Below are 24,468 nucleotides of genomic sequence, written 5' to 3'. Positions count from 1 at the left end.
TGCAGCAGCATGGCTAAATTGACACTCATGTGTCTTTTTTTGCTTTTATTTGCAGGATGCAGTCTGCAATCACATCAACCTGCGCCAGTCGAAAGTGCAACATCCAAAAAAAAACCTGCCCATCCAAGAGGAAGTCTGACCAGTTCCTCTTACACGGTAAAAAAAGGTGACACACTGTATTCCATTGCTTGGGGTGCAGGGACTGATTACCAGCAAATTGCCAAGATTAATCAATTAAATAAACCGTACACCATCTACCCAGGGCAGGTGCTGAAGCTCACCGCGAATACGAGAGTTGCCAATAAAAGTAGTACAAAGGGTAGCGTCAAAGATCAGTCTTCCGGACAGCGAAATGGAAGTAAATATGTTAATAAACATAACGTTAATGAGTCGGCGTCCGAAAAAGAACTTTCAAGGGATCTGTCAAAAAAAACACTTGATCCGAAAAATAAAGCTGATTACGCTGTAACAAGTTCACAACAAAAAGCTAACCGCTCCATTACTGACCCCGAAGGTTTGCCTGAAGAAGTCACTCATTGGTTATGGCCCGCAAAAGGGCGCTTGGTTGGAACTTTCTCTGCCAGAGAGCAGGGAACAAAGGGGATTAAGATTGCAGGTAGGCGGGGTGACCCCATCAGAGCCGCTGCAGAAGGCAGAGTCGTCTATGCAGGCAATGCGCTTCGCGGTTATGGGAATCTGGTCATTATTAAGCACAGCGATGAATTTCTTAGTGCTTACGCTCATCTGGACAAGATCCTTGTTGTCGAAAAACAAAAGGTCAGTCCCGGACAGACCATTGCAAAAATGGGCAATACCGATGCAGAACAAGTGATGCTCTATTTCGAGATCCGTCTGCATGGTGTGTCAGTAAACCCACAAAAATATTTGCCGAAGCAATAACATTACGGCAGCCAATTTTGGCATTTTGGAGGATAGAAAAGTGTTTTAGATTCATTAACATATTTGGGTTTGGGAGAGTATATTATGAGCTTGAAAAACAAATCTCTTGTTGCTGAAGAGCTTGTAGATTTTTCCGGAAAAGAGCCAGAATTCGATGCCAATGCGGAAGGTGAAGAAGTTAATCTGGTTCAAGACCTGGAACTGGAACAGCAGGTTCAGGACGATTTACAACGCAACCTCGATGCCACTCAGCTCTATCTGAGCGAGATAGGCTTTTCCCCACTTCTCACCGCGGAAGAAGAAGTCTTTTACTCCCGCAAAGCACTTCGCGGCTGCGAAAAATCCCGCAATCGTATGATAGAAAGCAACCTCAGATTGGTAGTGAAAATAGCGCGTCGCTACAATAATCGTGGGTTGGCACTGCTTGATCTTATCGAGGAAGGTAACCTTGGCCTGATCCGGGCCGTCGAAAAGTTTGACCCTGAAAGAGGGTTCCGATTCTCCACTTATGCCACCTGGTGGATACGTCAGACCATTGAGCGTGCCATCATGAATCAGACCCGTACCATTCGTCTGCCTATTCATGTAGTGAAAGAGTTGAATGTGTATCTGCGCACCGCAAGAGAACTTGCTCATAAACTGGATCATGAGCCGACAGCGGAGGAAATTGCCGCCAAGCTCGATTTGCCCAGTGTCGAAGTCAGTCGGATGTTGAAGCTTAATGAGAAAATCACCTCGGTCGATATTCCCCTCGGTGGTGATAACGATAAGGCGCTACTGGATGTGTTGCCCGATGACGACTCAGTCGGACCTGATTATCAGGTGCAGGATGAAGACATTTCTAACTCGGTCGTGAATTGGCTAAATGAACTTAACACCAAGCAGCGGGAAGTTTTGGCACGTCGTTTTGGTTTGCTGGGTTATGAGCCTTCCACCCTTGAAGATGTTGGAGCTGAGATTGGTCTTACCCGTGAACGGGTTAGGCAAATTCAAGTCGAAGCCCTGAAACGTCTGCGGGATATCCTGAGTGCTCAAGGGTTGTCTGTGGAGGCGTTGTTCAGAACCTGACGCCTTGGCCTGTGGTATAAAAAACGCCTCTGTTTCCATGAAATGAGGCGTTTTTTAATGGGGTTACTTTTTGCTGTATAAGGCAACTACATCAGCCGCTTTAACTCATATATCAGCTCCAGCGCTGCTCTTGGAGAAAGTTCATCCGGTACAATTTGCCCGAGTCTGGCTTCCACTGCAGACGGTTCAGGTAAGGTTGCTGACAGTGGTAAACTTTGCTGCGTTGAGTTGCCGGTTTGATGATCACGATTTTCAAGTTGGTGCAGCTTATGTTTGGCGGCCTTGATGACATTCGCCGGAACCCCGGCAAGCGCCGCAACCTGCAGACCGTAACTCTTGCTGGCGGCACCCTCCTGGACTGCATGCATAAAGGCAATGGTGTCATCATGCTCAATAGCATCGAGGTGCACATTGTGAACCCCGGCCAGTAACTCCGGTAACTGAGTCAGTTCAAAATAGTGGGTCGCAAACAACGTCATGGCACCGAGTTTCTGTGCCAGATATTCCGCTGCCGACCACGCCAGCGACATACCATCGTAAGTTGAGGTGCCTCGACCAATCTCATCCATCAACACCAGACTGCTTGCTGTGGCATTGTGAAGAATATTAGCGGTTTCGGTCATTTCTACCATAAAGGTGGAACGACCGGATGCGAGGTCATCACTGGCACCGATGCGGGTAAAAATTCTGTCCACTGGGCCAATCAAAGCACGTTCCGCTGGCACAAAACTGCCGATATGAGCCATCAGGGTAATCAAAGCAACCTGCCGCATATAGGTGGATTTACCGCCCATGTTGGGGCCGGTCACAATCAGCATTCTACGCTGATTTGATAGTTCAACCGGATTGGGGATAAATGGGCTTTGACTGACCCGCTCAACCACAGGATGACGACCGGCTTCAATTAAGATGCCGTTGGTATCGCTGAGTTCAGGGCAGTGATAATTGAAGATATCGGCCCTATCAGCAAAGGTCGCCAATACGTCAAGTTCAGAGGCTGCGCGGGCAAAGTCCTGCAATTCCTGAAGCTTGGGCAGTATCAAATCGAACAGTTCGTCCCACAGCTGTTTTTCCAGTGCCAGTGCCTTACCCTGGCTGGACAGTACTTTTTCTTCGTACTCTTTCAGTTCCGGTGTGATATAGCGCTCGGTGTTTTTCAGGGTCTGGCGGCGCTGATAAGCAATTGGAACAAGAGCTGATTGCGCGCGGCTTACCTCGATATAGTAACCGTGCACCCGGTTGAAGCCCACTTTGAGGGTGGCTATGCCAGTACGCTCCTTTTCGCGCAGCTCCATTTGTTCCAGATAGTCGATGCCGCCGTCACTGAGCTTGCGCCATTCATCCAGCTCGCTGTGGTAGCCTTCACGGATTACGCCGCCATCACGAATAAGTACCGGCGGATTATCGACAATGGCGCGGCAAAGCAACTCGTATTCTTTGGGAAAATCTCCGAGAAGAATATTCAGTGACCTGAGGTGACGTGATTCACAGCTCTGGACGCGTTCACGGATGAGCGGCAAAACACCTAATGCATCCCTTAATCTGGCAAAGTCTCTTGGGCGTGCGCTTCGCAACGCAAGACGCGCCAGAATGCGTTCGATATCGCCAAGGGCTTTGAGTTCAGCGCGAAGGTCGTCGTAGAGTCCGGTATCCAGCAATTCCTGTACTGCTTGCTGGCGACCACGAATGGTATCGTGACAGCGCAGTGGCTGGTGGATCCAGCGCTGCAGCATACGGCTGCCCATGGCGGTGACTGTGTTATCCAGAACGCTGGCAAGCGTGTTTTCGTGGGATCCGGACAGGCTGATGGTCAGTTCCAGATTGCGGCGGGTGGCGGCATCCAGAATGATGCTATCGCCCTGATTGAAGCGCACTATGGAATTGATATGGGGCAGAGCGGTGCGCTGGGTATCTTTAACGTATTGCATCAGACTGCCGGCAGCCTGCAGTGATAAGCGAGCGTCAGTAATGCCAAAACCACGCAGATCGCGGGTGCCAAACTGTTCCAGTAACAGCTTGATGCAGGTTTCGTAGTCAAATTCCCACTCGGGGCGACGACGCTTACCCTTGATATGGTTAATCAGCGCCATATCGGCAAAGTCTTCGCTATATAAAAGCTCCGCGGGGGTGGTGCGTTGAAGCTCGGCCTCAAGCGCTTCACGGCTTGGTAACTCTGCAATGACAAAGCGGCCGGATGCCACATCCAGAGTGGCAAAGCCATAGCCAACCTTGCCCTGATAAACTGCGGCGAGCAGGTTATCCTGCCGTTCCTGCAACAGGGCTTCATCTGTTAGCGTACCCGGAGTGACCACCCTCACCACTTTGCGCTCAACCGGGCCCTTTGATGTGGCCGGGTCTCCAATTTGCTCACAGATTGCAACGGATTGCCCCTGCTGCACTAGCTTGGCGAGGTAACCTTCCACGGCGTGATAGGGGATGCCCGCCATAGGAATGGGATCGCCGCCGCTTTTCCCGCGGGCAGTAAGCGAAATCGCCAGCATTTCCGAGGCACGCTTGGCATCATCGTAAAAGAGCTCATAAAAGTCGCCCATCCGATAAAACAGCAGCATGTCGGGATGTGCTGCCTTCATGGTCAAATACTGACGCATCATGGGGGTGTGTTTTTCGAGATCAAGCAGGTCTGTGCTGTTCATTGCTACTCTGTTATTGCGGTGGGGCTCGTCAGGTTAAGCCGCGGGTAAAGCCTATGGGCGCCCAGTCTACCAAGTTTTTCGCCAAAGTGATCCTTTTCAATTCAAGGTCATGAAACTGTGCTTTTCGCCATCGCTGAAAATTATTTCACCCAGGGGTTGATACTGTATGATTGTACAGTATACTAGCTTTCAATATGTACAAATACACAGGGCTTTTGCCTGAACCGCATTAACCGTTGCGTCTTCACAGCGCCTGCTGTGTGTGAGAGGGAACAATGAAAATCGATCCAAATAAAGAGAAAGCACTTGCCGCCGTTCTTGGCCAAATTGAAAAGCAGTTTGGTAAAGGCTCCATCATGAAGCTCGGTGAAGACCGCTCCATGGATGTGGAAACCATTTCCACCGGCTCGCTGTCTCTGGATGTGGCGCTGGGGGCCGGTGGTCTGCCAATGGGACGTATAGTAGAGATTTATGGTCCTGAATCTTCAGGTAAAACCACTCTGACCTTGGAAGTGATTGCAGCGGCTCAGCGTGAAGGCAAAGTGTGCGCCTTTATCGATGCCGAACACGCCCTTGATCCTGTATATGCCCGCAAGCTTGGTGTCGATATCGATAACCTGCTGTGCTCGCAGCCGGACACAGGTGAACAGGCGCTGGAAATCTGTGATGCCCTGACCCGCAGTGGCGCAGTAGACGTTATCATCGTTGACTCGGTTGCGGCGCTGGTGCCAAAGGCTGAAATCGAAGGTGAAATCGGTGACTCTCACGTCGGTCTGGCGGCACGTATGATGAGCCAGGCTATGCGTAAGCTGGCCGGTAACCTGAAACAGTCCAACACCCTGTTGATATTCATTAACCAAATCCGTATGAAGATTGGTGTAATGTTCGGTAACCCAGAAACCACTACCGGTGGTAACGCACTGAAATTCTACGCTTCTGTTCGTTTGGATATCCGCCGCACCGGCGCCATCAAAGAAGGCGATGAAGTGGTGGGTAACGAAACCCGCGTGAAAGTGGTGAAAAACAAGATTGCCGCGCCTTTCCGTCAGGCAGACTTCCAGATCCTTTACGGCCAGGGTATTAACCGTACCGGTGAACTGGTTGACCTGGGTGTGCTGCACAAGTTGATTGAGAAATCCGGTGCCTGGTACAGCTACAAAGGCGATAAGATTGGTCAGGGTCGTGCCAATGCCACCAAGTACCTGTCTGAAAACGGTGCTATTGCTGCTGAGATTGAAAAATCTCTGCGTGAATTGCTGCTGTCTCACACCAGTTCTGCTGAAGCTACCAGCGCCGACGGCGATGAAAACATCGACTTCGAAACCGGAGAAGTGTTCTGAGTCAGGAACTGATGAATCACGCGCTGGCATCTCTTGCCAGGCGTGATCACAGCCGCAACGAACTTAAGCTTAAATTGTTGGCCAAGGGGCACGATGCCCTTGAGATTGAGCGAGTATTGGATGAGTGTGAAGCCAAAGGCTACCTGAATGACAGTCGCTACGGCGCATCAGTTGTTCGCTCGTCAGTACTGAAAGGCCATGGCGCTGCCCGAGCGCGTCAGGCCATGATAGCCAAGGGGTTGGATAAAGAGGTTATCCAAAGTAACCTCGAAGGCTGCGATGTGGATTGGTATGCCCAAGCCAGGGCAAAGGCACTGAAAAAGTTTGGCGCTACCAAACCAGTAGATGCCAAGGACAGAGCGAAACGCATACGCTACCTTGTTGGCCAGGGATTCAGTTTTGATGAAATATCTCAAGCGCTGGATTTTGACCCTTACGATTTGGATTAAAGACTGCCCCTCTGGCGGTCTTTTTTATTTGTATCCAGTTCACTACCGAACGCCGTTTCTTGAGAGATAGCCGGCGTAGATTCCTGCTTGATTGACAGGGATTTCACGGCCGGTGCGCTATCTTCTTCGAAAGTCTTGAGGTTATAATGAGCCCCAAATTTTTGTCGGCAGCCCGTGGACGTGGCTGCGGCTAGACGTATCAGGCTTACCAACTCAGGACGTTTTCATGTATCAAACCACAGCCGCGCTTCGCAGTGCTTTTCTCGAGTATTTCAGGCAGCAGGGTCACCAGGTAGTAGACAGCAGCTCTCTGGTTCCCGGTAATGATCCAACACTGCTGTTCACCAACGCCGGTATGAATCAGTTTAAAGACTGTTTCCTGGGGATGGAGAAGCGCAGCTACGTTAGGGCAACAACCGCACAGCGCTGCGTCCGCGCCGGTGGTAAGCACAACGACCTGGATAACGTCGGTTACACTGCACGTCATCACACCTTCTTCGAGATGCTGGGTAACTTCAGCTTTGGTGATTACTTCAAAGAAGACGCTATCCGCTTTGCCTGGGAGTTCCTTACCGGCACCCTGAAACTACCGAAAGAAAAACTGTGTGTTACCGTGTATCACACCGATGATGAAGCCTTCGATATCTGGAACAAGGAAATCGGTGTTCCAGCCGAAAACATCATCCGCATCGGCGATAACAAGGGCGCGCCATTTGCGTCAGACAACTTCTGGCAGATGGGCGACACAGGTCCTTGCGGCCCTTGCACAGAAATCTTCTACGATCACGGTGCGCACATTTGGGGTGGCCGTCCGGGTAGCCCAGAAGAAGACGGTGACCGTTTTATCGAGATCTGGAACATCGTATTCATGCAGTACAACCGTCAATCCGACGGTACTCTCGATCCGCTGCCAAAGCCAGCCGTGGATACAGGTATGGGTATCGAGCGTATTTCTGCCATCATGCAGGGCGTTCATTCAAACTACGAAATCGATATTTTCCAGAAGCTGATTGCCAAGACCGCCGAAATTATTGGTGTGACTGATTTGGAAAATAAATCTCTGCGCGTGATAGCCGACCACATTCGCTCCTGTGCCTTTCTGGTTGCCGATGGCGTTATGCCATCCAACGAAGGCCGTGGCTATGTGCTGCGCCGTATTATTCGCCGCGCAGTGCGTCACGGAAATAAATTGGGCGCCACTGACACCTTCTTCTACAAGTTGGTACCAACCCTGATTGATGCCATGGGTGATGCCGCCAAAGATCTGGCTGCCACTCAAGCCATCGTGGAAAAAGCCCTCAAGGCAGAGGAAGAGCAGTTTGCCCGTACCCTCGAGCGTGGTTTGGGTATGCTCGATGCCGCATTGGCGGAGCTGAAGGGCGATACCCTGGACGGCAACACAGTATTTAAACTCTATGACACCTACGGCTTCCCTGTTGATTTGACTGCAGATGTATGCCGTGAGCGTAACCTAAAAGTGGATGAAGACGGCTTTAACGCAGCCATGGCTGAGCAAAGAAGTCGCGCTCAGGCCGCCGGTCAGTTCAGTGCCGACTACAATGCCGCTCTTAAAATCGACACCGCCACTGATTTTTGTGGTTACACAGAGCTTGCAGCAAAGAGCAAGGTCGTTGCCCTTTACCTTGATGGTGAGTCTGTAAATACAGCTGAAGCTGGCGCTGAACTGGTCGTGGTGTTGGATAACACGCCATTCTATGCCGAGTCCGGTGGTCAGGTTGGTGACAAAGGTCAGCTACTGGCTGAAAGTGTTGAATTCACGGTTGTTGATACTCAAAAATTCGGTTTGGGCATTGGCCATAAAGGCAAACTGGCCACAGGCAGTATCAAGGTTGGCGACAGCCTTAAAGCCATTGTTGATAAAAAACTGCGCCACCGCACCGAGCTTAACCACTCAGTGACTCACTTGCTGCATGCTGCGCTGCGTCAGGTGCTGGGCACACATGTGACCCAGAAAGGCTCTTTGGTTGACCCGGAGCGTCTGCGTTTCGACTTCTCCCACTTTGAAGGCGTTAAGCGTGAAGAGATCAAGGCCGTTGAAGAGATGGTAAATACCCAAATTCGTCGTAACCACGAACTGAATTTTGCCGAGATGGACATCGAAGAAGCCAAGGCCAAAGGTGCTATGGCGCTGTTTGGCGAGAAGTATGATGCCAAGGTGCGCGTTGTGACTATGGGCGATTTTTCCATCGAACTCTGCGGCGGTACTCACGTGGGCCGTACCGGTGATATCGGTTTGTTCAAGATCACCTCTGAAGGTGGTATTGCAGCAGGTGTTCGTCGTATCGAAGCCGTTACCGGCGCAGCAGCCATGGCTTACGTTGCCCAGCAGCAGGCCGAACTCGAAGAAGCTGCGGCACTGCTCAAGGGCGATGTTGCTTCTGTGGTTGCCAAGCTCAAGGCCCAGCTCGATAAAGCCCGTCAGCTCGAGAAAGAAAACGCTCAGCTTAAAGACAAACTGGCCGCAGCTGCCAGTGCCGACCTTGCCGGTGACGCTCAGGACATTAATGGCGTTAAGGTGCTGGTGAAGCGTCTTGAAGGCGTCGAAGCCGGCGCTCTGCGTGGCTTACAGGATGATCTTAAGCAGAAGCTCAAGTCTGGCGTTGTAGTGCTGGCTATCGGCAGCGGTGACAAGGTAAATCTGATTGCCGGTGTGACTCAGGACCTGACCGGCAAAGTCAAAGCCGGTGAGCTGGTCGCCATGGTAGCTTCCCAGGTAGGCGGCAAGGGTGGTGGGCGCCCGGATATGGCCCAAGCGGGTGGCAGCGAGCCTGCCAAGCTTGATGGTGCATTGGCTTCTGTGTTGCCTTGGTTGACCGAACGCCTTTAATCCCGTTAGGGTCTGAGCAGTAGCAGGCTTTTTGTGACAGACATTTATGTGAAAAAATTCGGAGGTACCTCTGTGGGTACCTTTGAGCGTATCGATGCGGTGGCAGACGCGATTGCCCGGGCTCATTTCAGCGGAGAGCGTCAGGTGTTGGTGCTCTCTGCGATGGCTGGGGAAACCAACCGCCTTTATGCTATGGCCGCCAATATAGATACAATGGCGCCTTCCAGAGAGCTGGATATGCTGGTCACCGCAGGTGAACAGGTGAGTATTGCATTGATGGCGATGGCACTGCACAGGCGTGGTGTTAAAGCCTGCTCGTTGCTTGGAAGCCAGGTGAAGGTGCGTACCAACAGCCAATTCGGCCGGGCCAGTATTGAATCAGTTGACACAGAATTGCTGATGCAGCTTCTGGATGATGGCATTATCCCTGTGGTTGCCGGTTTTCAGGGGGTGGATGCTCAGGGGTGTGTTACGACTCTTGGCCGTGGAGGCTCCGACACCACAGCCGTAGCAGTCGCTGCTGCGCTCGATGCAGCCGAATGCCAGATATTCACTGATGTCAGCGGTGTGTTTACCACAGATCCCAATATCGACCCTGATGCCCAGAAACTCGACAGCATTAGCTTTGAAGCTATGTATGAAATGGCCCGGCAAGGGGCAAAGGTATTACACCCAGACAGTGTCGCCTGTGCCCGTCTCCATGGCGTGGTATTGCGGGTACTGTCCAGTTTTGAACCTGGCAGTGGTACTCTGATCCGATTTGATGAGCCCGATCAGACAGTGTCTGGTATCGTGGGTATTGCCGTGTCGCGGGGGCAGGGGCTGGTTTCTGTCGCAGGAGTGCTTGAAAATCCTCAGGCAGAAGTAGCCTTATTTCAGGCGCTGTGCGCAGCAGGTATAGACACTGATTTGGTGGTGCAGGCTCGCAGCGACCGGGCCTTGGCCTTTACCCTGAGCCAGGGAGCTATAGACTCTGTATTAGCTGAAGTAGACAAGCTGGCTGTGGTACATGCTTTGGGAGATGTGCATTTTGAACCCTGCTTAGCCAAGGTGTCGCTCATCAGCACAGGTAAACCGTCAATGACGGAAGTCGCGATGCAGGTCAATGAGCTTTTGGAAGCTGAGAATATCCGTGTTAAGTTGATATCCATGTCGGAAATTAAGTTGTCAGTCATTATCGAGGAATCTGCTTTGCAACGCGCCGTGAGAAGCTTGCACAGGGCCTTCGGTCTGAATAAAGTGTGAATATCAAAGTGTTTTGGTATTCAATACTATAATTTGTACTAAGCTGACTTTATAATAGAGCAATGTCCAGGCGTCAGTCCTGGCGTATGGAATGGGACTAAAGGAGCAAGCGAATGCTGATTTTGACACGTCGTGTTGGCGAAACACTGATGATCGGTGACGAAGTCACGGTGACAGTGCTGGGTGTAAAGGGAAATCAGGTGCGCATTGGTGTGAATGCACCTAAAGAAGTGTCTGTTCACCGCGAAGAGATCTACCAGCGTATTCAATCTGAGAAAACGGGCTCACCAGAGGGTGGCAATTACTAAGCCGGTTTTCATGCTCCTTGAGGGGCGTCCGGGATGGACAATAGAAGAGTCAGCCAATAGCTGGCTTTTTTATTGCCTGCGACTTAAGAATGGCAACTTGTGACGGTGCGCAAAGGCTGATTGTGCTTGGGTTTCAGGCATGTGATTAAAAACAGGGCAATCAGATCCGCTTTGGGAAAAAGGGTTTGACTTATTTTCTTCAAACAGTAATATGTGCGCCAAGAAAAGACGGAGAGGTGGCCGAGTGGCCGAAGGCGCTCCCCTGCTAAGGGAGTATGGGCTTTATATCCCATCGAGGGTTCGAATCCCTCCTTCTCCGCCATTTTCTTAAAGCGATAAAAGTGTGCGCATGTAGCTCAGCTGGATAGAGTACCTGGCTACGAACCAGGCGGTCGGAGGTTCGACTCCTTCCATGCGCGCCAGCTTTTATCGTTTTTAGCAGTAAAGAAAACAATTCGCGCATGTAGCTCAGCTGGATAGAGTACCTGGCTACGAACCAGGCGGTCGGAGGTTCGACTCCTTCCATGCGCGCCACTTCTTTCTTCTGTTTACCTGATTTATCAACGCGCATGTAGCTCAGCTGGATAGAGTACCTGGCTACGAACCAGGCGGTCGGAGGTTCGACTCCTTCCATGCGCGCCATTTCAGGCAAACGGATTACTGCGACAGACTTTTTGAAACGCGCATGTAGCTCAGCTGGATAGAGTACCTGGCTACGAACCAGGCGGTCGGAGGTTCGACTCCTTCCATGCGCGCCAAAAGTCTTTAAAGATTGAACGAATTCAAAGCGCATGTAGCTCAGCTGGATAGAGTACCTGGCTACGAACCAGGCGGTCGGAGGTTCGACTCCTTCCATGCGCGCCAAATTCGCGGAGAGGTGGCCGAGTGGCCGAAGGCGCTCCCCTGCTAAGGGAGTATGGGCTTTATATCCCATCGAGGGTTCGAATCCCTCCTTCTCCGCCATTCTTTACTATACTCTTTAAGTTAGCCCTTAAGAGTCACAAAATTTGCGCATGTAGCTCAGCTGGATAGAGTACCTGGCTACGAACCAGGCGGTCGGAGGTTCGACTCCTTCCATGCGCGCCATATTAAAAGCCCCTGATATTCAGGGGCTTTTTCTTTTTCAGCAACTTGCTGCATCCCGTATTGCATAAATTCCCCCGCGCTTTGATTTAAGCAGGCCGATTGTCCCGGTCAATAAACGCTGTATCTGCCTTAGCCATTGTCAATATTGCTTTTTCAAATTCATCGCTATCAAATTCTCCTTTGTGTAATTTCGCAGCTATATTTTTGAGAATTACTCAAATTCATCCGGCTTAATTAATAAATATTGGTAAGACCAATTTACAAGGTGTTGCCTTTGGCGTTAATAAAAGGTTATCTTTCTGGGTGCTATTTTTGTCGCTCGTTACAATTTGGCGTCGGTAACGCTGAATGAAATAGGTAAATGTGCGCATTTTTATGCGAGAAGAGCCAATAAACCTTTGAGGGAAAGTCATGACATCAGTTATGGATCAAATGGGCGAAGCCCTGTGGATCATGATGCTGGGCATGGTGCTGGTGTACTTGTTCCTGGGGATTTTGATCCTTGGGCTTAAGTTGATAGCCAATCGTTATGCACCTAAAGCCACAGACACTGCCAACAGGTCAGAGGCGCCCAGTATTTCATCTAAGCCCCAAGGGCTGGATCCGCGTCTGGTGGCCGCCATTACCTCTGCCGTAAAACAATATCGCGCCCAGGAGGGACGTTCATGACCAAAGCCTTGGCCCTTACCGATGTGGTGCTGCGTGATGCACACCAATCGCTGCTCGCCACCCGTCTGCGTATTGAAGATATGTTGCCCATTGCCGCCAAACTGGATCAGGTGGGCTATTGGTCGTTGGAGACCTGGGGCGGTGCTACGTTCGACGCCTGTATACGCTATCTGGGGGAAGATCCCTGGGAGCGTCTGCGGCTGTTAAAGCAAGCTATGCCCAACACCCCTATGCAGATGTTGCTGAGAGGGCAGAACCTGCTGGGTTATCGCCATTACGCCGATGACTTGGTGCATCGATTCGTCGAGCGGGCACATGAAAATGGCATGGATGTATTCCGGGTATTTGATGCCATGAACGATGTCCGGAACCTCCAGGAATCGGTCCGTGCAGTCAAGCAAGTGGGCGCCCACGCACAGGGCACTATTTCTTACACCACCAGTCCGGTTCACAATCTGGATACCTGGGTGGACATGGCCAAGCGCCTTGAGGATCTCGGCTGCGATTCCTTGTGCATTAAGGATATGGCTGGCCTTTTGCGTCCCATGGAGGCCTTTGAACTGGTCAGTCGCCTTAAGTCCCAGACAGGCCTGATGGTGGCCATGCACAGCCATGCCACCACAGGGCTTTCTACGGCTACCTATCAAAAAGCGATTGAGGCGGGTATTGACGTGCTCGATACCGCGATTTCGTCCATGAGCCAGACTTACGGCCACAGCGCTACCGAGACCCTGGTGGCTATGGTGGAAGATACTGAACGCTCAACTGGCCTGGATATGGTGCTGCTGGAAGAGATTGCCGCCTATTTCCGAGAGGTGCGTAAAAAGTACGCCAAGTTTGAAGGGGCGTTGCAGGGCATTGATTCCCGTATTCTGCGGGCGCAGGTGCCAGGTGGCATGCTCACCAATATGGAGAGCCAGCTTAAAGAGCAGGGCGCCAGCGATAAACTCGATTTGGTGCTCGATGAAATTCCCCGAGTGCGCGAAGACCTGGGCTTCCTGCCACTGGTGACGCCAACATCGCAAATCGTCGGCACCCAGGCGGTGATCAACGTGCTGACCGGTGAGCGTTATAAGTCACTTACCAAGGAGACAGAAGGAGTTCTTAAGGGGGAATATGGCGCTACCCCAGCTCCTGTGGATCGTGAATTGCAACTGCGGGTGCTTAAGGGTGCCGAGCCTGTGACCTGCCGTCCGGCAGATTTGCTCCATCCTGAGATGGATCGCCTTCGAACTGAACTGGTCGAAAAGGCCGCTGCCGAGAATATAACGCTTAGTGAAGATCTCGATGATGATGTGCTCACCTATGCGCTGTTTCCGCAGATTGGCCTGCAATTCCTCAAAAACCGAGGCAATGCCGATGCCTTTGAGCCTGCTCCTGTGGCAGTCGTTCAGACAGCGTCAGCCTCAGTCAGGGCGGCCTCAGGGCCGGAAACCTACACTGTGAAGGTGGATGGACAAACCTACGTGGTAGAAGTCTCAGCGGGCGGCGAAATCAGTCAAATCCAGCCTCAGGGTGTAAGTCAGTCCAGCGCTGGAGTTGCCCCAGTCGCCGCACCTGCTGCGCCTGTTGGTCACGAAATCAAACTGGAAATGAGCGCACCACTTTCAGGCAATATCTTCAAAGTTCATGTGTCGCCCGGCGATTCAGTTAAAGCCGGGGATGTGGTGATCATCCTTGAAGCCATGAAGATGGAAACCGAAATCCGCGCCCAGGCCGATGGCGTTATAGCACGGCTTTGGGTGAAAGAAGGTGACTCGGTTGCCGTAGGCGCTCAGCTTTTGTCATTGGTCTAAGGAGGCATCATGGAAGGATTGATGGCTTTCTGGGCCGAAACGGGTATTGCCCACTTCACGCTGGGTCAGCTGCTGATGATGGCGGTAGGGCTGGTACTTTTGTATCTTGCTATTGGTAAAGGCTTTGAGCCTTTATTACTGCTGCCGATTGGTTTTGGTGCCGTGCTTGCCAATATTCCCAACGCGGGCTTTACCGATGAAGGGGGCTTACTTTATTACCTCTACCATGTGGGGCTCGAAACCGGCATCTTCCCATTGCTGATTTTCCTAGGCGTCGGCGCATTGACTGACTTTGGCGCCCTTATTGCCAACCCCAAGACCCTGTTGCTGGGGGCGGCAGCTCAGTTCGGGATTTTTGCCACCCTGCTCGGTGCCATTGCGTTGAATCTGGTGCCAGGGTTTGAGTTTTCCATGACGGATGCGGCGGCCATTGCCATTATTGGCGGCGCTGATGGACCGACGGCCATCTTCCTCTCTACTAAGCTCGCGCCAGAGCTGTTAGGAGCCATTGCGGTGGCTGCATACTCTTATATGGCGTTGGTACCCATTATCCAGCCACCCATCATGCGGGCGCTTACCACCAAGGAAGAGCGTGCCATCAAGATGGAGCAGTTGCGGGAAGTGAGCAAAATGGAGAAGGTATTGTTCCCGCTGATGGTGCTTGGGCTGACAATACTGTTTTTGCCCGCGGCCAGCCCACTCGTTGGCATGTTCTGTCTGGGTAACCTGATGCGTGAATCCGGTGTGGTAGACCGCCTGTCCAACACCGCCCAAAACGAGCTGATTAATGTAGTAACGATTTTCCTCGGACTTGCTGTTGGCTCAAAGCTATCGGCAGAGCAGTTCCTGAGGGTAGAAACCCTGGGGATTCTGGTGCTGGGCGCCGTTGCCTTCTCCATAGGTACAGCGGCCGGTGTGTTGATGGCAAAGGTGCTCTGTAAGCTCAGTGGTGGCAAGGTGAATCCCCTCATCGGTGCCGCTGGCGTATCAGCGGTGCCCATGGCTGCGCGGGTGGCGAATAAGGTTGGACTTGAAGCCAATCCGCACAATTACTTGTTGATGCATGCCATGGGGCCAAATGTGGCAGGTGTACTTGGCAGCGCCGTGGCGGCGGGTATTCTGCTGGCTGTGCTTGGTTAATCTGCTGAAAATGCAAAAAGCGCCATTGGGCGCTTTTTTCATTTTAGCTTTGGGTTATTTTGACAGTGGCTCCCTTTGATTGTGGCTCACTGCGCCTGTGGATCATTGAACCCGGGTCAGCCATAACAGCAATGCCATTAACAGGATTAGAGTACCGCTTATGGCGATGATATAGATATAACCCGTCTTACCCTTGACCAGCGGAATGCCGTTAAAGCGTAAAAATGCCGTCCACAGCAGGCACAGAATGATGGGGAACAGAAAAAGCTTGGTCATGGCAAGGGCTTGTTATTATTGAAAACACTAAAGTCAGTGTAGGTGCTTTGCCCGTCGAGGTAAACAAAAAGGCCATTCGGTGGGAATGGCCTTCAATATCAACAAACCTTTGCTTTGCCAAGGAGAGACTTGAGCTTAGCCTCAGGCATTCTCGGCAACGATTTTGTCTTCTTCTGCCTTGTAAAAGCGCTCGCGGTCGAGTTCACCTTCCGAGTTACCCACCACCACGGCGGTCATCATATCGCCGGTGACGTTGGTGCAGGTACGTATCATGTCAATCACCCGGTCGATGGCGGCAATAAAGGCAATCCCCTCAAGTGGCAGGCCGATAACCCCCAAGGTTACGGTCAGCATTACCATGGCGCTGCCGGGAACACCTGCGGTGCCCACGGAGGCAACGGTGGCTGTCACGGCAATCAGCATATAGTCGGTCATATCCAGCGGAATACCGTAGATCTGCGCAATGAAAATGGCTGCAATAGCAGGATAAATACCGCCGCAACCATCCATGTTCATGGTAGCGCCCATCGGCAGCACAAAGGCACTGTAACGCTTGGAAACCCCCATGGACTCGGCACACTTGGTGGTGACAGGCAGGGTGCCAAAGCTCGATGCGGTGCTGAAGGCTACCAGCTGCGCTGGCATGGCTTTACGGAAAAACTGCAGCGGGCTTAAACGGGCGGCAAACTTCACCAGACCACCATACACAAACAGAATGTGGATAAGGGCAGCGATGTAGATGGCAATAATAAACTTACCCAGCGGCAGCAGGGTTGAGAGACCATATTCGCCCACTACCCAGGCCATCAGACCAAATACCCCGATTGGAGTGAGTTTGAGCACCATGCGGGTCAGCTGGAACATCACCTCAGCGCCGGCGTCAAATACCTTCTTCAATGGTTCGGCTTTTTCACCAACGGCGTTTATGGCAATCCCCACCAGCGCGGCGAACACTATAATTTGCAATACCTTGCCATCGGTCAGTGAGGCAAAGGGGTTAACCGGGATCATATCCAGTAGCACCTGAGCAAAGCCCGGTACCACCCGCTCCCGTACCTCAGAGCTTGCCAGCTGCATGCTGCCACCCATGTCAAAGCTGCTGCCTACCGCCAGGCCTATCAAAGAGGCGAGGGTACCGGTAAGCATAAACAGCGCCAGGGTTTTAAAACTCAGGCGTTTGAGGTTGGAAGAGCTGCCAAGGGAGGTAATGCTGACCACAATGGCGCACAGTACCAAGGGGGCAACCAGCATCTTGATGGCGGCAATAAAGAGATCGCCAAGGGGTTTGAGTGCGGTCGCTGACTCGCCCAGCATGACGCCGGTCAGGATCCCCAGTGCGAAACCTGCCAGAACTTTCTGCCAGAAGGGAATTTTATTTAACGTTTGAATTATCATGGAAATTTCCAATATTTCTTAACTAAAGGCCCACAGCAAAACTGCCTTGCCCAAAAAAGACTACGGGGCAAAATTGCGGCAGCCCAAGCCGATAGCCACCTGAAGCAGTTAACCGGCAGAGTGCGGGAAAAATTACAGTGCAATTGCATTGTATCGACACAAGGAGATCCAAAACAAACCGTTTTTGATATAACTTATTGTGATATCTAGTTTTGTTTTTATAGCGTTAAAATGATCCGTTTTTATTAACGCGCCTGTCTGGAGTCTCACCATGGAGCCGTTATGGCTGATGTTTTCCGGCGCCTTTCTGGCTGCCACCTTGCTACCCGGAGGCTCTGAGGTATTGCTGCTGGGGTTGGTGAAGTCCAGCCCCGAGCTGTGGTTTGGGCTGTTTGTGGCCGCCACTCTGGGTAATACCCTGGGGGCGCTGACCAGTCTGGGGCTTGGGCGTATGGGCCGTATCGCCTGGGAACCTCGGCAGTTATCTGCGTCGCAGCGGCGTGCTATGGCGTTGGTGGAAAAATATGGCGTTTGGAGTTTGTTGCTGTCATGGGCACCGGTGATTGGTGACATTCTATGCGTGCTCGCTGGCTGGATCCGGTTGCCGCTGCTGGCATCCACAGTGCTTATCCTCATTGGCAAGGCGTTGCGTTACGCCTTGTTATTGCTGCTGATGCAGGCGTTTTGACATCTTTTTTTACAACCCAGGCAGACAAATTCATAATGGCCCAGTGGGGGCTCTGTTATAGTCGACCAGATCTTTTGGTGACTAACTACAAGTAAAATAAGGGATAGCTAATGAAAAAATGGATACTCGCAGCCGCCGTTTCGGCCGCACTTGCTGGTTGTGCCCAGCATTCATCCGACTCACTCGCCTTACCCGCCGGGGTGACGCGGCTGGAAACGGTCAGTGCCACTGAGGCTGGCGTAGGCATCCCCTACAAAAAATTCCAGCTGGCCAATGGCCTGACGGTAATTCTGCATCAGGACAGCTCAGATCCTTTGGTGCATGTCGATGTGACCTACCATGTGGGTTCAGGCCGTGAATTGCCGGGGCGCAGTGGTTTTGCTCACCTGTTCGAACACATGATGTTCCAGGGCTCAGAAAACGTCGCCGATGAGCAGCACTTTAAAGTCGTCACCGAGTCAGGCGGTACCCTCAATGGCACCACTAATACCGATCGCACCAACTATTTTGAGACAGTGCCCAGCAATCAGCTGGAAAAGATGCTGTGGCTCGAATCTGACCGCATGGGCTTCTTCCTGCCGGCGCTGACAGAAGAGAAATTTGAAGTACAGCGCGAAACCGTGAAAAACGAACGTGCCCAGCGAATCGACAACCAGCCCTATGGCCGCATGTATGAGCGTTTCAGTCAGGCCATGTACCCGGCTGGCCATCCTTACTCCTGGCCTGTGATAGGCTGGCCGGAAGATTTGAATCGTGCTGAACTGGCCGATGTGAAGCAGTTCTTCCAGCGCTGGTATGGCCCGAACAACGCCACCCTGACTATTGGTGGTGATTTTGATGAGTTGCAAACCCTGGCCTGGGTGAACAAGTACTTCGGTGATATTCCGCGCGGTCCGGAAGTTGAACCGCTGCCAAAGACCAAGGTTACTCTGGATAAAGACAGATACCTGTCCATGGAAGACAAGGTACACCTGCCACTTATTCGTATGGCGTTACCCACGGTGTATGCCAGCCATCAGGACGAAGCTGCTCTGGATTTGCTTGCCAACATTCTCGGTGGCGGCAAGACCTCGCTGGTGTACAAAAATTTGGTGAAAGAAGGCTATGCGGTGCAGGCCAGCGTCAGTCACCCTTGCCGTGAGTTTTCCTGTGAAATGTCGTTCTTCGCTCTTGCCAACCCAGCCAAGGGCGGCAGCCTTAAAGAGGCTGAAGCCATGCTTCGTGCTTCCATTGCTGAATTTGAAAGCCGTGGCGTGACCGATGACGATCTGGAAAAGGTGAAGGTTCAGTTCGAGGCGAACACCGTCTTTGGTCTGCAAAGCGTACGCGGCAAAGTCTCGACCCTGGCCGCCAACGAAACCTTTTATGGCAATCCCAATATGATTGCCCAGGATCTGAAACGCTACGCCAGCGTCACCAAAGAAGATGTTGTTCGCGTATTTAATCAGTACGTTAAAGATAAGCCCATGGTGGTAATGAGCGTAGTGCCTGAAGGCGCCGGAGCCCTGATTGCCGCTGCTGACAACTTTGTGGCGCCCGCGCCGCAGGTGGCAGCGCATGCCATCGTTGGTGAGCTGAAAGTGGCCCAGGCCAAGTCATCCTTCGATAGAAGCGTGATGCCCAAGAGCGGCGAGGCGCCCAAGCTGAAAGTGCCCAGCCTGTGGCGTGACAATCTGGGCAATGGCATTGCCGTGCTCGGTACCGAGAGCCGTGAAACACCCACCACCGAAATCGTGGTCTATCTTGCCGGAGGCCACCGTATGGCCGATGTCAGCAAGGCGGGTATCGCCAACCTGACTGCTGCCATGATGAACGAGTCCAGCGCGTCACGTTCAAGCGAAGAGCTGACTCAGGCTCTGGAGCTGCTGGGCGCGTCGGTGCAGTTTTCTGCCAGCGATTATCAGAGTGAGATCAAGGTTTCGGCGTTGACCGACAAGCTTGATGCCACCCTGGCAGTTTTGAAAGAAAAACTAATGACCCCAGGCTTCAGGGCTGCGGATTTTGAGCGGGTGAAACAGCAAACCCTGCAAGGGCTTAAGCACTCTCAATCAAACCCTAACTACCTTGCCAGCACAGGTTTCGCCCGTTTGCTGTTTGGCAGTGACAATGCGCTTGGTGTGGATGCCGGAGGCACCATAGACTCGGTGCAGGCATTGACGCTGGAAGATGTAAAAGCCTTCTATGATGCCCAGTACCGAGCCGGTAACGCCCAGGTTGTGGCGGTATCCAGTGCGCCCAAGGCATCGCTGATGACATCCCTCAATGCCCTTGGCCAGTGGCAGGGTGCGGCCTCGTCGCTGCCGGCGCTTGGTGCACTGCCGCAGCTTGAAGGTGGCACCATTTATGTGCAGGATAAGCCAGGCGCGGCTCAGTCAGTGATTTCCATCGGTAAGGTGTCGCTGCCTTTTGATGCCACCGGTGAGTACTTCAAGGCAGGACTGATGAACTATCCGCTGGGGGGCGCTTTTAACAGCCGCATTAATCTGAATCTTCGCGAAGATAAGGGTTATACCTATGGTGCCCGCAGTCGTTTCAGTGGTGGACTTGAGACTGGCCAGTTCTTTGCGACCGCCAGTGTGCGCAGCGATGTGACTGCCGCCGCAGTGGCTGAGTTCATCAAGGAAATCTCGGGTTATCGCGAAAGCGGGATCCGCGCCGACGAGCTTGAGTTTATGCGCAGCTCCATCTCCCAAGGGCAGGCGTTGGATTATGAAACGCCTTACCAGAAAGCCGGCTTTATGCGGATGATCCAGCGTTATCAACTGGCTGACAATTTCACCTCTGAGCAGGATAAAATTGTTGCTGGTATCGGCAAGGGTGAAATCGATGCTCTGGCTAAAAAGCACCTCAACATCAATGAGATGGTCATTTTTGTTGTGGGAGATAAAGCCAGTCTGGAGCGAGAACTCAAGGCTTTGGGTTATCCGGTGAAGGATTTGGCGTTGTAATTCAATCGCCAAGACCCCATATGTAGTTTGGCAAGGGTGGCGTTTTCGTCACCCTTGCTTGTGTTTCTTGCCGCCACTGGCAAATAGCATTATTTTGGACGAAAGCCGAAAGACCGGATGTGCCATTCGGGTCTGCTCTGTACGGCGGCGCCGCGCGCCATTGCAACCAGGAAAAATCAATTGACAGTATTCAATGAGACGCTCGGGGCTCTCTCCGATGCACAAGGTCGTCAGGCTCTGGCTGACCTGAGAAGGGGATTGGAGCGAGAGGCACTGCGCATCACCAGCTGTTGTAATTTGGCGATGGATACACACCCCGAAGCCTTGGGCTCAGCGTTGACCCACTCGCGGATTACCACCGATTACAGTGAGGCCCTGCTGGAGTTCATTACTCCTGTCAATGGTAATATCGACGACTTGCTTAAGGGGCTTGCCGAAACCCATGCCTATACTTTACGTCACCTCGACGGTCAGAAGTTGTGGCCGGTGAGTATGCCTTGCTTTGTCGGCGACGAAAAAGACATCCCTATCGCCCGATATGGCAGCTCCAACACCGGCAAGATGAAGACCCTGTATCGTAAGGGCCTGACTTACCGCTATGGGCCGCTGATGCAGATTATCTCCGGCGTGCACTTTAACTTTTCGGTATCCGATGAGCTCTGGCCGCGCTTGCATGCCATCAAGGGCAGCGAGCTTAGCCTGAGCGACTTTATTTCTGAGTCTTATTTCGGTCTTATCCGCAATTATCGCCGTTTGGTGTGGGTGCTGCCGTATTTGTTTGGCGCATCGCCAGCACTGTGCTCATCTTTCCTCAAGGGCCAGAAAACCAGTGTGCAGTTCGAAAAAACCGAGCGCGGCACCCTGTATTTGCCCTATGCCACCTCGCTTCGGATGAGCGACCTAGGCTATACCAACAAAGAACAGGCAAGCCTGAATATCAGCTACAACTCGCTCGCGGAATACCTCGATGGCATCCGCGCAGCCATCTGTTTGCCATCGGCCCATTTTGCTGAAATCGGCGTTAAAGTAGACGGCGAATACCGTCAGCTCAACGCCAATGTACTGCAGATTGAAAACGAATTTTATGCGCCTATCCGCGCCAAGCGGGTAACCCGCAAGGGGGAGAAACCCTCAGAAGCGCTGGCGCGGGCAGGGGTTGAGTACATCGAAGTGCGGGCACTGGATGTGAATCCTTTCAGCCCCGTGGGTGTCGAGGCATCGCAGCTGCGGTTCCTCGATTTGTTCCTGCTCTATTGCCTGTTGGCAGACTCTCCAAAAGGCGATGTCAGCGGTGAGGCCGAAATCGCAGCCAACCTCAAGGCGGTTATTCTTGAGGGGCGAAAGCCCGGACTGAAGCTAAGCCGTCATGGTGAAGCGGTTGATATCAAAGACTGGCTCGGGCAACTCTTTGGCGAGCTTGGCAAGATTGCCAGCCTGCTCGATGGTGACAGCTGTGTGTATGCCGATGCCCTCGGCCACTGGCACAAGGCTGTGCTGGATCCATCGCTGACCCTGTCAGGCCGTGTGCACCAGGCGGTGATTGAAGAAGGGCACGATCATGGCGAATTCGTTATGAGCCTTGCCGCCAAGTATCAGGATTATTTCCTCAGCTATCCGCTGAGCGAGGAAACCGAAGCGGATTACCTGGCAGAAGCGGCGTCCTCGCTGGCAGCCCAGCATGAGATTGAAGCGGCGGACACTCAGAATTTTGATGACTTCTTGCGTGACTATTTCAAGGACGTACCATGCGCGCTCTAGTGCTTGGAATGGGGATTGTCGCCGTGCTCGGCGGCTGTGCCAGTCAGGAGGATACCAGTCGTCAGTGCGGCTGGGTATCAGGTTATCAGGATCCCCCCGAAAATGAGCGCCTCTACCGCGCCATCGTCACTCACCTCAATGGTACGCCGGTGATCTCCCGGCCCAATTATCAATTGGCACCGGGCAGTTACGAGTTCACCCTGGTGGAGCTGATTGATGCGGTCGATTTGCGGGTGGCGCCTGAGGCGCATCAGAAAAAGACCCTCAAAGTTGATGTGGCGGCCAACACCCGCTATCACTTTGCCGCCCGCTTTAAGGACGATAAGCGTTACTTTGGCAAAGATGCTGACTTTTGGGAGCCGGTTATCTGGCAAACGGAAGCCGCAGAATGTGAGACACAGACGCCTTAAGCGTCTCCTTCGCGATCTGGTCGTCAGTTAGCTTTATCTGAATTGCATCTTAATCAATGACATGGGACACTCAAGCTCCCTGTGAACGCTATCCCTGATATAAAGAGAAGCGCTATGTCAAAGGCCGTTATTCTGCTGTTTCCACTGGCACTGCTGCTTGGCGGCTGTGCCACTTCACCTCCCAAAGACCCCGACAACATCTGCGCCATTTTTAAGGAGCATCGCAGCTGGCATGAAGCAGCGCTGGACACTCAGAAAAAGTGGGGTGTGCCCGTGCATGTGCCGCTGGCGATGATGTATCAGGAAAGCTCATTCAAACACAACGCAAAGCCGCCAATGGAGTATTTTTTAGGTTTTATCCCCATTGGCCGTGCCAGTGATGCCTATGGTTACGCCCAGGCCAAAACCATGACCTGGGATGATTATGTGCGCGAGACGGGCAACAGCTGGTCGAGCCGCAGTGACTTTGACGATGCGATGGATTTTATGGGGTGGTTTATTACCAAGACCCACAAAATTAATGGTATATCCAAGTGGGATGCAGGTGCGCAGTACCTGAATTACCATGAAGGCTGGGGTGGCTACCGTCGTGGCAGTTACAAATCAAAGAAATGGCTTATTAAGGTGGCAGCCAGGGTGGATGAACGCTCCCGCCGTTACGCTGCCCAGTACAAAGGCTGTAAGGATGAGCTTAATTCTTCCTGGTTTTCCCGCTGGCTTTGGGGGTAATTCGTGAATCTCAGCGCTGGCCGGAATATTCAGCCCCACGTTTGATAATTGCCGCCTGTTTACGTTGAAATTTTTGTGTATACATGGCCTTATCTGCATCGCTGAATGCAGACTCCCAATCTGATGCGTAGGGCGCTATACCATAGCTGAAGCCCACGGGAATCGCTTCGTTTTCAAGCTCCTGCAGTAAGCTATTCAGGCTTGCCCGCAGTCTGTCTTCGGGCCCCTGGCTCAGCACAACAAATTCGTCACCGCCAAAGCGGGAAACCAAGGCTTTGCCGTGCCATAGTTGCCCAAGTTTGACTCCCAGTTTTTCAATGGCCCTGTCACCCGCCTGATGCCCATAACGGTCATTAATGGTCTTTAGGTTATCCATATCAATCAGAGTCAGGAAACTGCCCAGGGTACGGCTGTGTTTCCATTCGAACAGACTGTCTTCAAAATGGCGACGGTTAAATAGTCCGGTTAAGGCATCAAAGTGCGCAAGACGTCTGATTTCCCTGCTTTTTTGATAAAGGGAAATGGCATTGGCCGCTTCGTGAGTCAAAATGGCCACCAGATTGCGGTCATAGTCGCTGAAGGCGCTTAACTGGCTGCTGTCGAGGTTTAACATGGCGTAAAGCTTGCCATCGATGTGGATGGGGCTGGATAAGGTAGAGCGTATAGGGAGTTTGGCTGCGGTGAGCAGTATTTCCTGCTCAGCCTCAGTGAGGGTACTTTCGGCGTTGATGTGGCGCATGTCGTCAACCACCACAACCCTG

At 52.3% G+C, this 24,468-nt stretch carries 19 protein-coding genes and 8 tRNA genes; 23 read left to right on the top strand and 4 right to left on the bottom strand.

Features of this window, described 5'->3' with window-relative positions; genetic code table 11:
* Positions 1–9: 9 nt before the first annotated feature.
* Together ABYK60_RS09410 and rpoS are read left to right on the top strand one after the other, a co-directional pair.
* Positions 10–900: a peptidoglycan DD-metalloendopeptidase family protein gene (locus ABYK60_RS09410; protein WP_372871751.1), complete on the top strand. Its 891-nt coding sequence runs from the start codon at positions 10–12 to the stop codon at positions 898–900.
* Between the two features lie 84 nt (positions 901–984).
* On the top strand, positions 985–1,968 hold the full coding sequence (rpoS, locus tag ABYK60_RS09405) for an RNA polymerase sigma factor RpoS (RefSeq protein ID WP_372871749.1): 984 nt from the start codon (positions 985–987) through the stop codon (positions 1,966–1,968).
* 86 nt (positions 1,969–2,054) lie between these two features.
* Here the strand turns inward: rpoS and mutS are convergent, their stop codons facing one another.
* A complete protein-coding gene (gene mutS / locus ABYK60_RS09400) occupies positions 2,055–4,622 on the bottom strand; it encodes a DNA mismatch repair protein MutS (RefSeq protein ID WP_372871747.1) in 2,568 nt (855 codons plus the stop codon).
* A gap of 275 nt (positions 4,623–4,897) precedes the next feature.
* Between mutS and recA the strand changes: the two genes are divergently transcribed.
* The 16 genes from recA to ABYK60_RS09320 all read left to right on the top strand — a co-directional run bounded on the left by recA (position 4,898) and on the right by ABYK60_RS09320 (position 15,503).
* Positions 4,898–5,962: a recombinase RecA gene (recA, locus tag ABYK60_RS09395; protein ID WP_372871745.1), complete on the top strand. Its 1,065-nt coding sequence runs from the start codon at positions 4,898–4,900 to the stop codon at positions 5,960–5,962.
* Positions 5,963–5,973: 11 nt separating this feature from the next.
* Positions 5,974–6,411, top strand: a complete 438-nt coding sequence (locus tag ABYK60_RS09390; RefSeq protein ID WP_372871743.1) for a regulatory protein RecX — start codon at positions 5,974–5,976, stop codon at positions 6,409–6,411.
* A gap of 226 nt (positions 6,412–6,637) precedes the next feature.
* Positions 6,638–9,259 (top strand): alanine--tRNA ligase, encoded by a 2,622-nt coding sequence (gene alaS / locus ABYK60_RS09385; protein ID WP_372871742.1) that lies wholly within the window; start codon positions 6,638–6,640, stop codon positions 9,257–9,259.
* A gap of 48 nt (positions 9,260–9,307) precedes the next feature.
* Positions 9,308–10,504: an aspartate kinase gene (locus ABYK60_RS09380; protein ID WP_372871740.1), complete on the top strand. Its 1,197-nt coding sequence runs from the start codon at positions 9,308–9,310 to the stop codon at positions 10,502–10,504.
* Between the two features lie 113 nt (positions 10,505–10,617).
* On the top strand, positions 10,618–10,812 hold the full coding sequence (csrA, locus tag ABYK60_RS09375) for a carbon storage regulator CsrA (protein WP_011759166.1): 195 nt from the start codon (positions 10,618–10,620) through the stop codon (positions 10,810–10,812).
* Between the two features lie 230 nt (positions 10,813–11,042).
* Positions 11,043–11,134: transfer RNA gene (locus ABYK60_RS09370), tRNA-Ser, on the top strand.
* A gap of 23 nt (positions 11,135–11,157) precedes the next feature.
* Positions 11,158–11,234 (top strand) — tRNA-Arg (locus ABYK60_RS09365).
* A gap of 35 nt (positions 11,235–11,269) precedes the next feature.
* A tRNA-Arg gene (locus ABYK60_RS09360) sits at positions 11,270–11,346 on the top strand.
* Positions 11,347–11,377: 31 nt separating this feature from the next.
* Positions 11,378–11,454, top strand: a tRNA-Arg gene (locus ABYK60_RS09355).
* Between the two features lie 39 nt (positions 11,455–11,493).
* Positions 11,494–11,570, top strand: a tRNA-Arg gene (locus ABYK60_RS09350).
* Positions 11,571–11,599: 29 nt separating this feature from the next.
* Positions 11,600–11,676 (top strand) — tRNA-Arg (locus ABYK60_RS09345).
* 7 nt (positions 11,677–11,683) lie between these two features.
* Positions 11,684–11,775: transfer RNA gene (locus tag ABYK60_RS09340), tRNA-Ser, on the top strand.
* Positions 11,776–11,821: 46 nt separating this feature from the next.
* Positions 11,822–11,898: transfer RNA gene (locus ABYK60_RS09335), tRNA-Arg, on the top strand.
* A 411-nt stretch (positions 11,899–12,309) separates the two neighbouring features.
* Positions 12,310–12,567 (top strand): OadG family transporter subunit, encoded by a 258-nt coding sequence (locus ABYK60_RS09330; RefSeq protein WP_372871739.1) that lies wholly within the window; start codon positions 12,310–12,312, stop codon positions 12,565–12,567.
* Positions 12,564–14,363: a sodium-extruding oxaloacetate decarboxylase subunit alpha gene (oadA, locus tag ABYK60_RS09325; protein WP_372871737.1), complete on the top strand. Its 1,800-nt coding sequence runs from the start codon at positions 12,564–12,566 to the stop codon at positions 14,361–14,363. The genes ABYK60_RS09330 and oadA overlap by 4 nt, the downstream gene beginning before the upstream one ends.
* A 9-nt stretch (positions 14,364–14,372) precedes the next feature.
* The gene (locus ABYK60_RS09320) at positions 14,373–15,503 is read left to right on the top strand and encodes a sodium ion-translocating decarboxylase subunit beta (protein WP_372871736.1); all 1,131 of its coding nucleotides are present in this window, start codon (positions 14,373–14,375) and stop codon (positions 15,501–15,503) included.
* 102 nt (positions 15,504–15,605) lie between these two features.
* Here ABYK60_RS09320 and ABYK60_RS09315 read toward each other — a convergent pair whose 3' ends face one another.
* Together ABYK60_RS09315 and ABYK60_RS09310 are read right to left on the bottom strand one after the other, a co-directional pair.
* The gene (locus tag ABYK60_RS09315) at positions 15,606–15,779 is read right to left on the bottom strand and encodes a hypothetical protein (protein WP_372871734.1); all 174 of its coding nucleotides are present in this window, start codon (positions 15,777–15,779) and stop codon (positions 15,606–15,608) included.
* 141 nt (positions 15,780–15,920) lie between these two features.
* Entirely contained in the window at positions 15,921–17,174 is a 1,254-nt protein-coding gene (locus ABYK60_RS09310) for a dicarboxylate/amino acid:cation symporter (protein ID WP_372871733.1), read from the bottom strand.
* Between the two features lie 271 nt (positions 17,175–17,445).
* On the opposite strand from ABYK60_RS09310, the gene ABYK60_RS09305 reads away from it, so the two are divergent.
* From ABYK60_RS09305 to ABYK60_RS09285, 5 genes are all read left to right on the top strand, one after another.
* Positions 17,446–17,862, top strand: coding sequence for a YqaA family protein (locus ABYK60_RS09305; RefSeq protein ID WP_372871731.1), 417 nt, complete (start codon positions 17,446–17,448; stop codon positions 17,860–17,862).
* Positions 17,863–17,972: 110 nt separating this feature from the next.
* On the top strand, positions 17,973–20,810 hold the full coding sequence (locus tag ABYK60_RS09300) for a M16 family metallopeptidase (protein WP_372871730.1): 2,838 nt from the start codon (positions 17,973–17,975) through the stop codon (positions 20,808–20,810).
* Positions 20,811–20,927: 117 nt separating this feature from the next.
* Positions 20,928–22,568 (top strand): glutamate--cysteine ligase, encoded by a 1,641-nt coding sequence (gene gshA / locus ABYK60_RS09295; RefSeq protein ID WP_372871728.1) that lies wholly within the window; start codon positions 20,928–20,930, stop codon positions 22,566–22,568.
* On the top strand, positions 22,556–22,978 hold the full coding sequence (locus tag ABYK60_RS09290) for a hypothetical protein (protein WP_372871726.1): 423 nt from the start codon (positions 22,556–22,558) through the stop codon (positions 22,976–22,978). Before gshA ends, ABYK60_RS09290 begins: the two co-directional genes overlap by 13 nt.
* 114 nt (positions 22,979–23,092) lie before the next feature.
* Positions 23,093–23,707 (top strand): hypothetical protein, encoded by a 615-nt coding sequence (locus ABYK60_RS09285; RefSeq protein WP_372871724.1) that lies wholly within the window; start codon positions 23,093–23,095, stop codon positions 23,705–23,707.
* A 10-nt stretch (positions 23,708–23,717) separates the two neighbouring features.
* Here ABYK60_RS09285 and ABYK60_RS09280 read toward each other — a convergent pair.
* Positions 23,718–24,468 (bottom strand): diguanylate cyclase domain-containing protein (locus tag ABYK60_RS09280; RefSeq protein WP_372871722.1); only part of this gene is annotated, 751 nt, incomplete at its 5' end.

This window comes from Shewanella sp. (assembly GCF_041630135.1).
Taxonomy (GTDB): Bacteria; Pseudomonadota; Gammaproteobacteria; order Enterobacterales; family Shewanellaceae; genus Shewanella.
Note: the sequence above shows the minus strand (reverse complement) of the source record. Positions and strands in the feature narration are given on the sequence as shown.

Excerpts from the sequence above, each read along its gene's own strand:
- ABYK60_RS09410 (WP_372871751.1), top strand. The coding sequence starts at position 10 with ATGGCTAAATTGACACTCATGTGTCTTTTTTTGCTTTTATTTGCAGGA.
- rpoS (WP_372871749.1), top strand. The coding sequence starts at position 985 with ATGAGCTTGAAAAACAAATCTCTTGTTGCTGAAGAGCTTGTAGATTTT.
- mutS (WP_372871747.1), bottom strand. The coding sequence starts at position 4,622 with ATGAACAGCACAGACCTGCTTGATCTCGAAAAACACACCCCCATGATG.
- recA (WP_372871745.1), top strand. The coding sequence starts at position 4,898 with ATGAAAATCGATCCAAATAAAGAGAAAGCACTTGCCGCCGTTCTTGGC.
- ABYK60_RS09390 (WP_372871743.1), top strand. The coding sequence starts at position 5,974 with ATGAATCACGCGCTGGCATCTCTTGCCAGGCGTGATCACAGCCGCAAC.
- alaS (WP_372871742.1), top strand. The coding sequence starts at position 6,638 with ATGTATCAAACCACAGCCGCGCTTCGCAGTGCTTTTCTCGAGTATTTC.
- csrA (WP_011759166.1), top strand. The coding sequence starts at position 10,618 with ATGCTGATTTTGACACGTCGTGTTGGCGAAACACTGATGATCGGTGAC.
- ABYK60_RS09330 (WP_372871739.1), top strand. The coding sequence starts at position 12,310 with ATGACATCAGTTATGGATCAAATGGGCGAAGCCCTGTGGATCATGATG.
- oadA (WP_372871737.1), top strand. The coding sequence starts at position 12,564 with ATGACCAAAGCCTTGGCCCTTACCGATGTGGTGCTGCGTGATGCACAC.
- ABYK60_RS09320 (WP_372871736.1), top strand. The coding sequence starts at position 14,373 with ATGGAAGGATTGATGGCTTTCTGGGCCGAAACGGGTATTGCCCACTTC.
- ABYK60_RS09315 (WP_372871734.1), bottom strand. The coding sequence starts at position 15,779 with ATGACCAAGCTTTTTCTGTTCCCCATCATTCTGTGCCTGCTGTGGACG.
- ABYK60_RS09310 (WP_372871733.1), bottom strand. The coding sequence starts at position 17,174 with ATGATAATTCAAACGTTAAATAAAATTCCCTTCTGGCAGAAAGTTCTG.
- ABYK60_RS09305 (WP_372871731.1), top strand. The coding sequence starts at position 17,446 with ATGGAGCCGTTATGGCTGATGTTTTCCGGCGCCTTTCTGGCTGCCACC.
- ABYK60_RS09300 (WP_372871730.1), top strand. The coding sequence starts at position 17,973 with ATGAAAAAATGGATACTCGCAGCCGCCGTTTCGGCCGCACTTGCTGGT.
- gshA (WP_372871728.1), top strand. The coding sequence starts at position 20,928 with ATGTGCCATTCGGGTCTGCTCTGTACGGCGGCGCCGCGCGCCATTGCA.
- ABYK60_RS09290 (WP_372871726.1), top strand. The coding sequence starts at position 22,556 with ATGCGCGCTCTAGTGCTTGGAATGGGGATTGTCGCCGTGCTCGGCGGC.
- ABYK60_RS09285 (WP_372871724.1), top strand. The coding sequence starts at position 23,093 with ATGTCAAAGGCCGTTATTCTGCTGTTTCCACTGGCACTGCTGCTTGGC.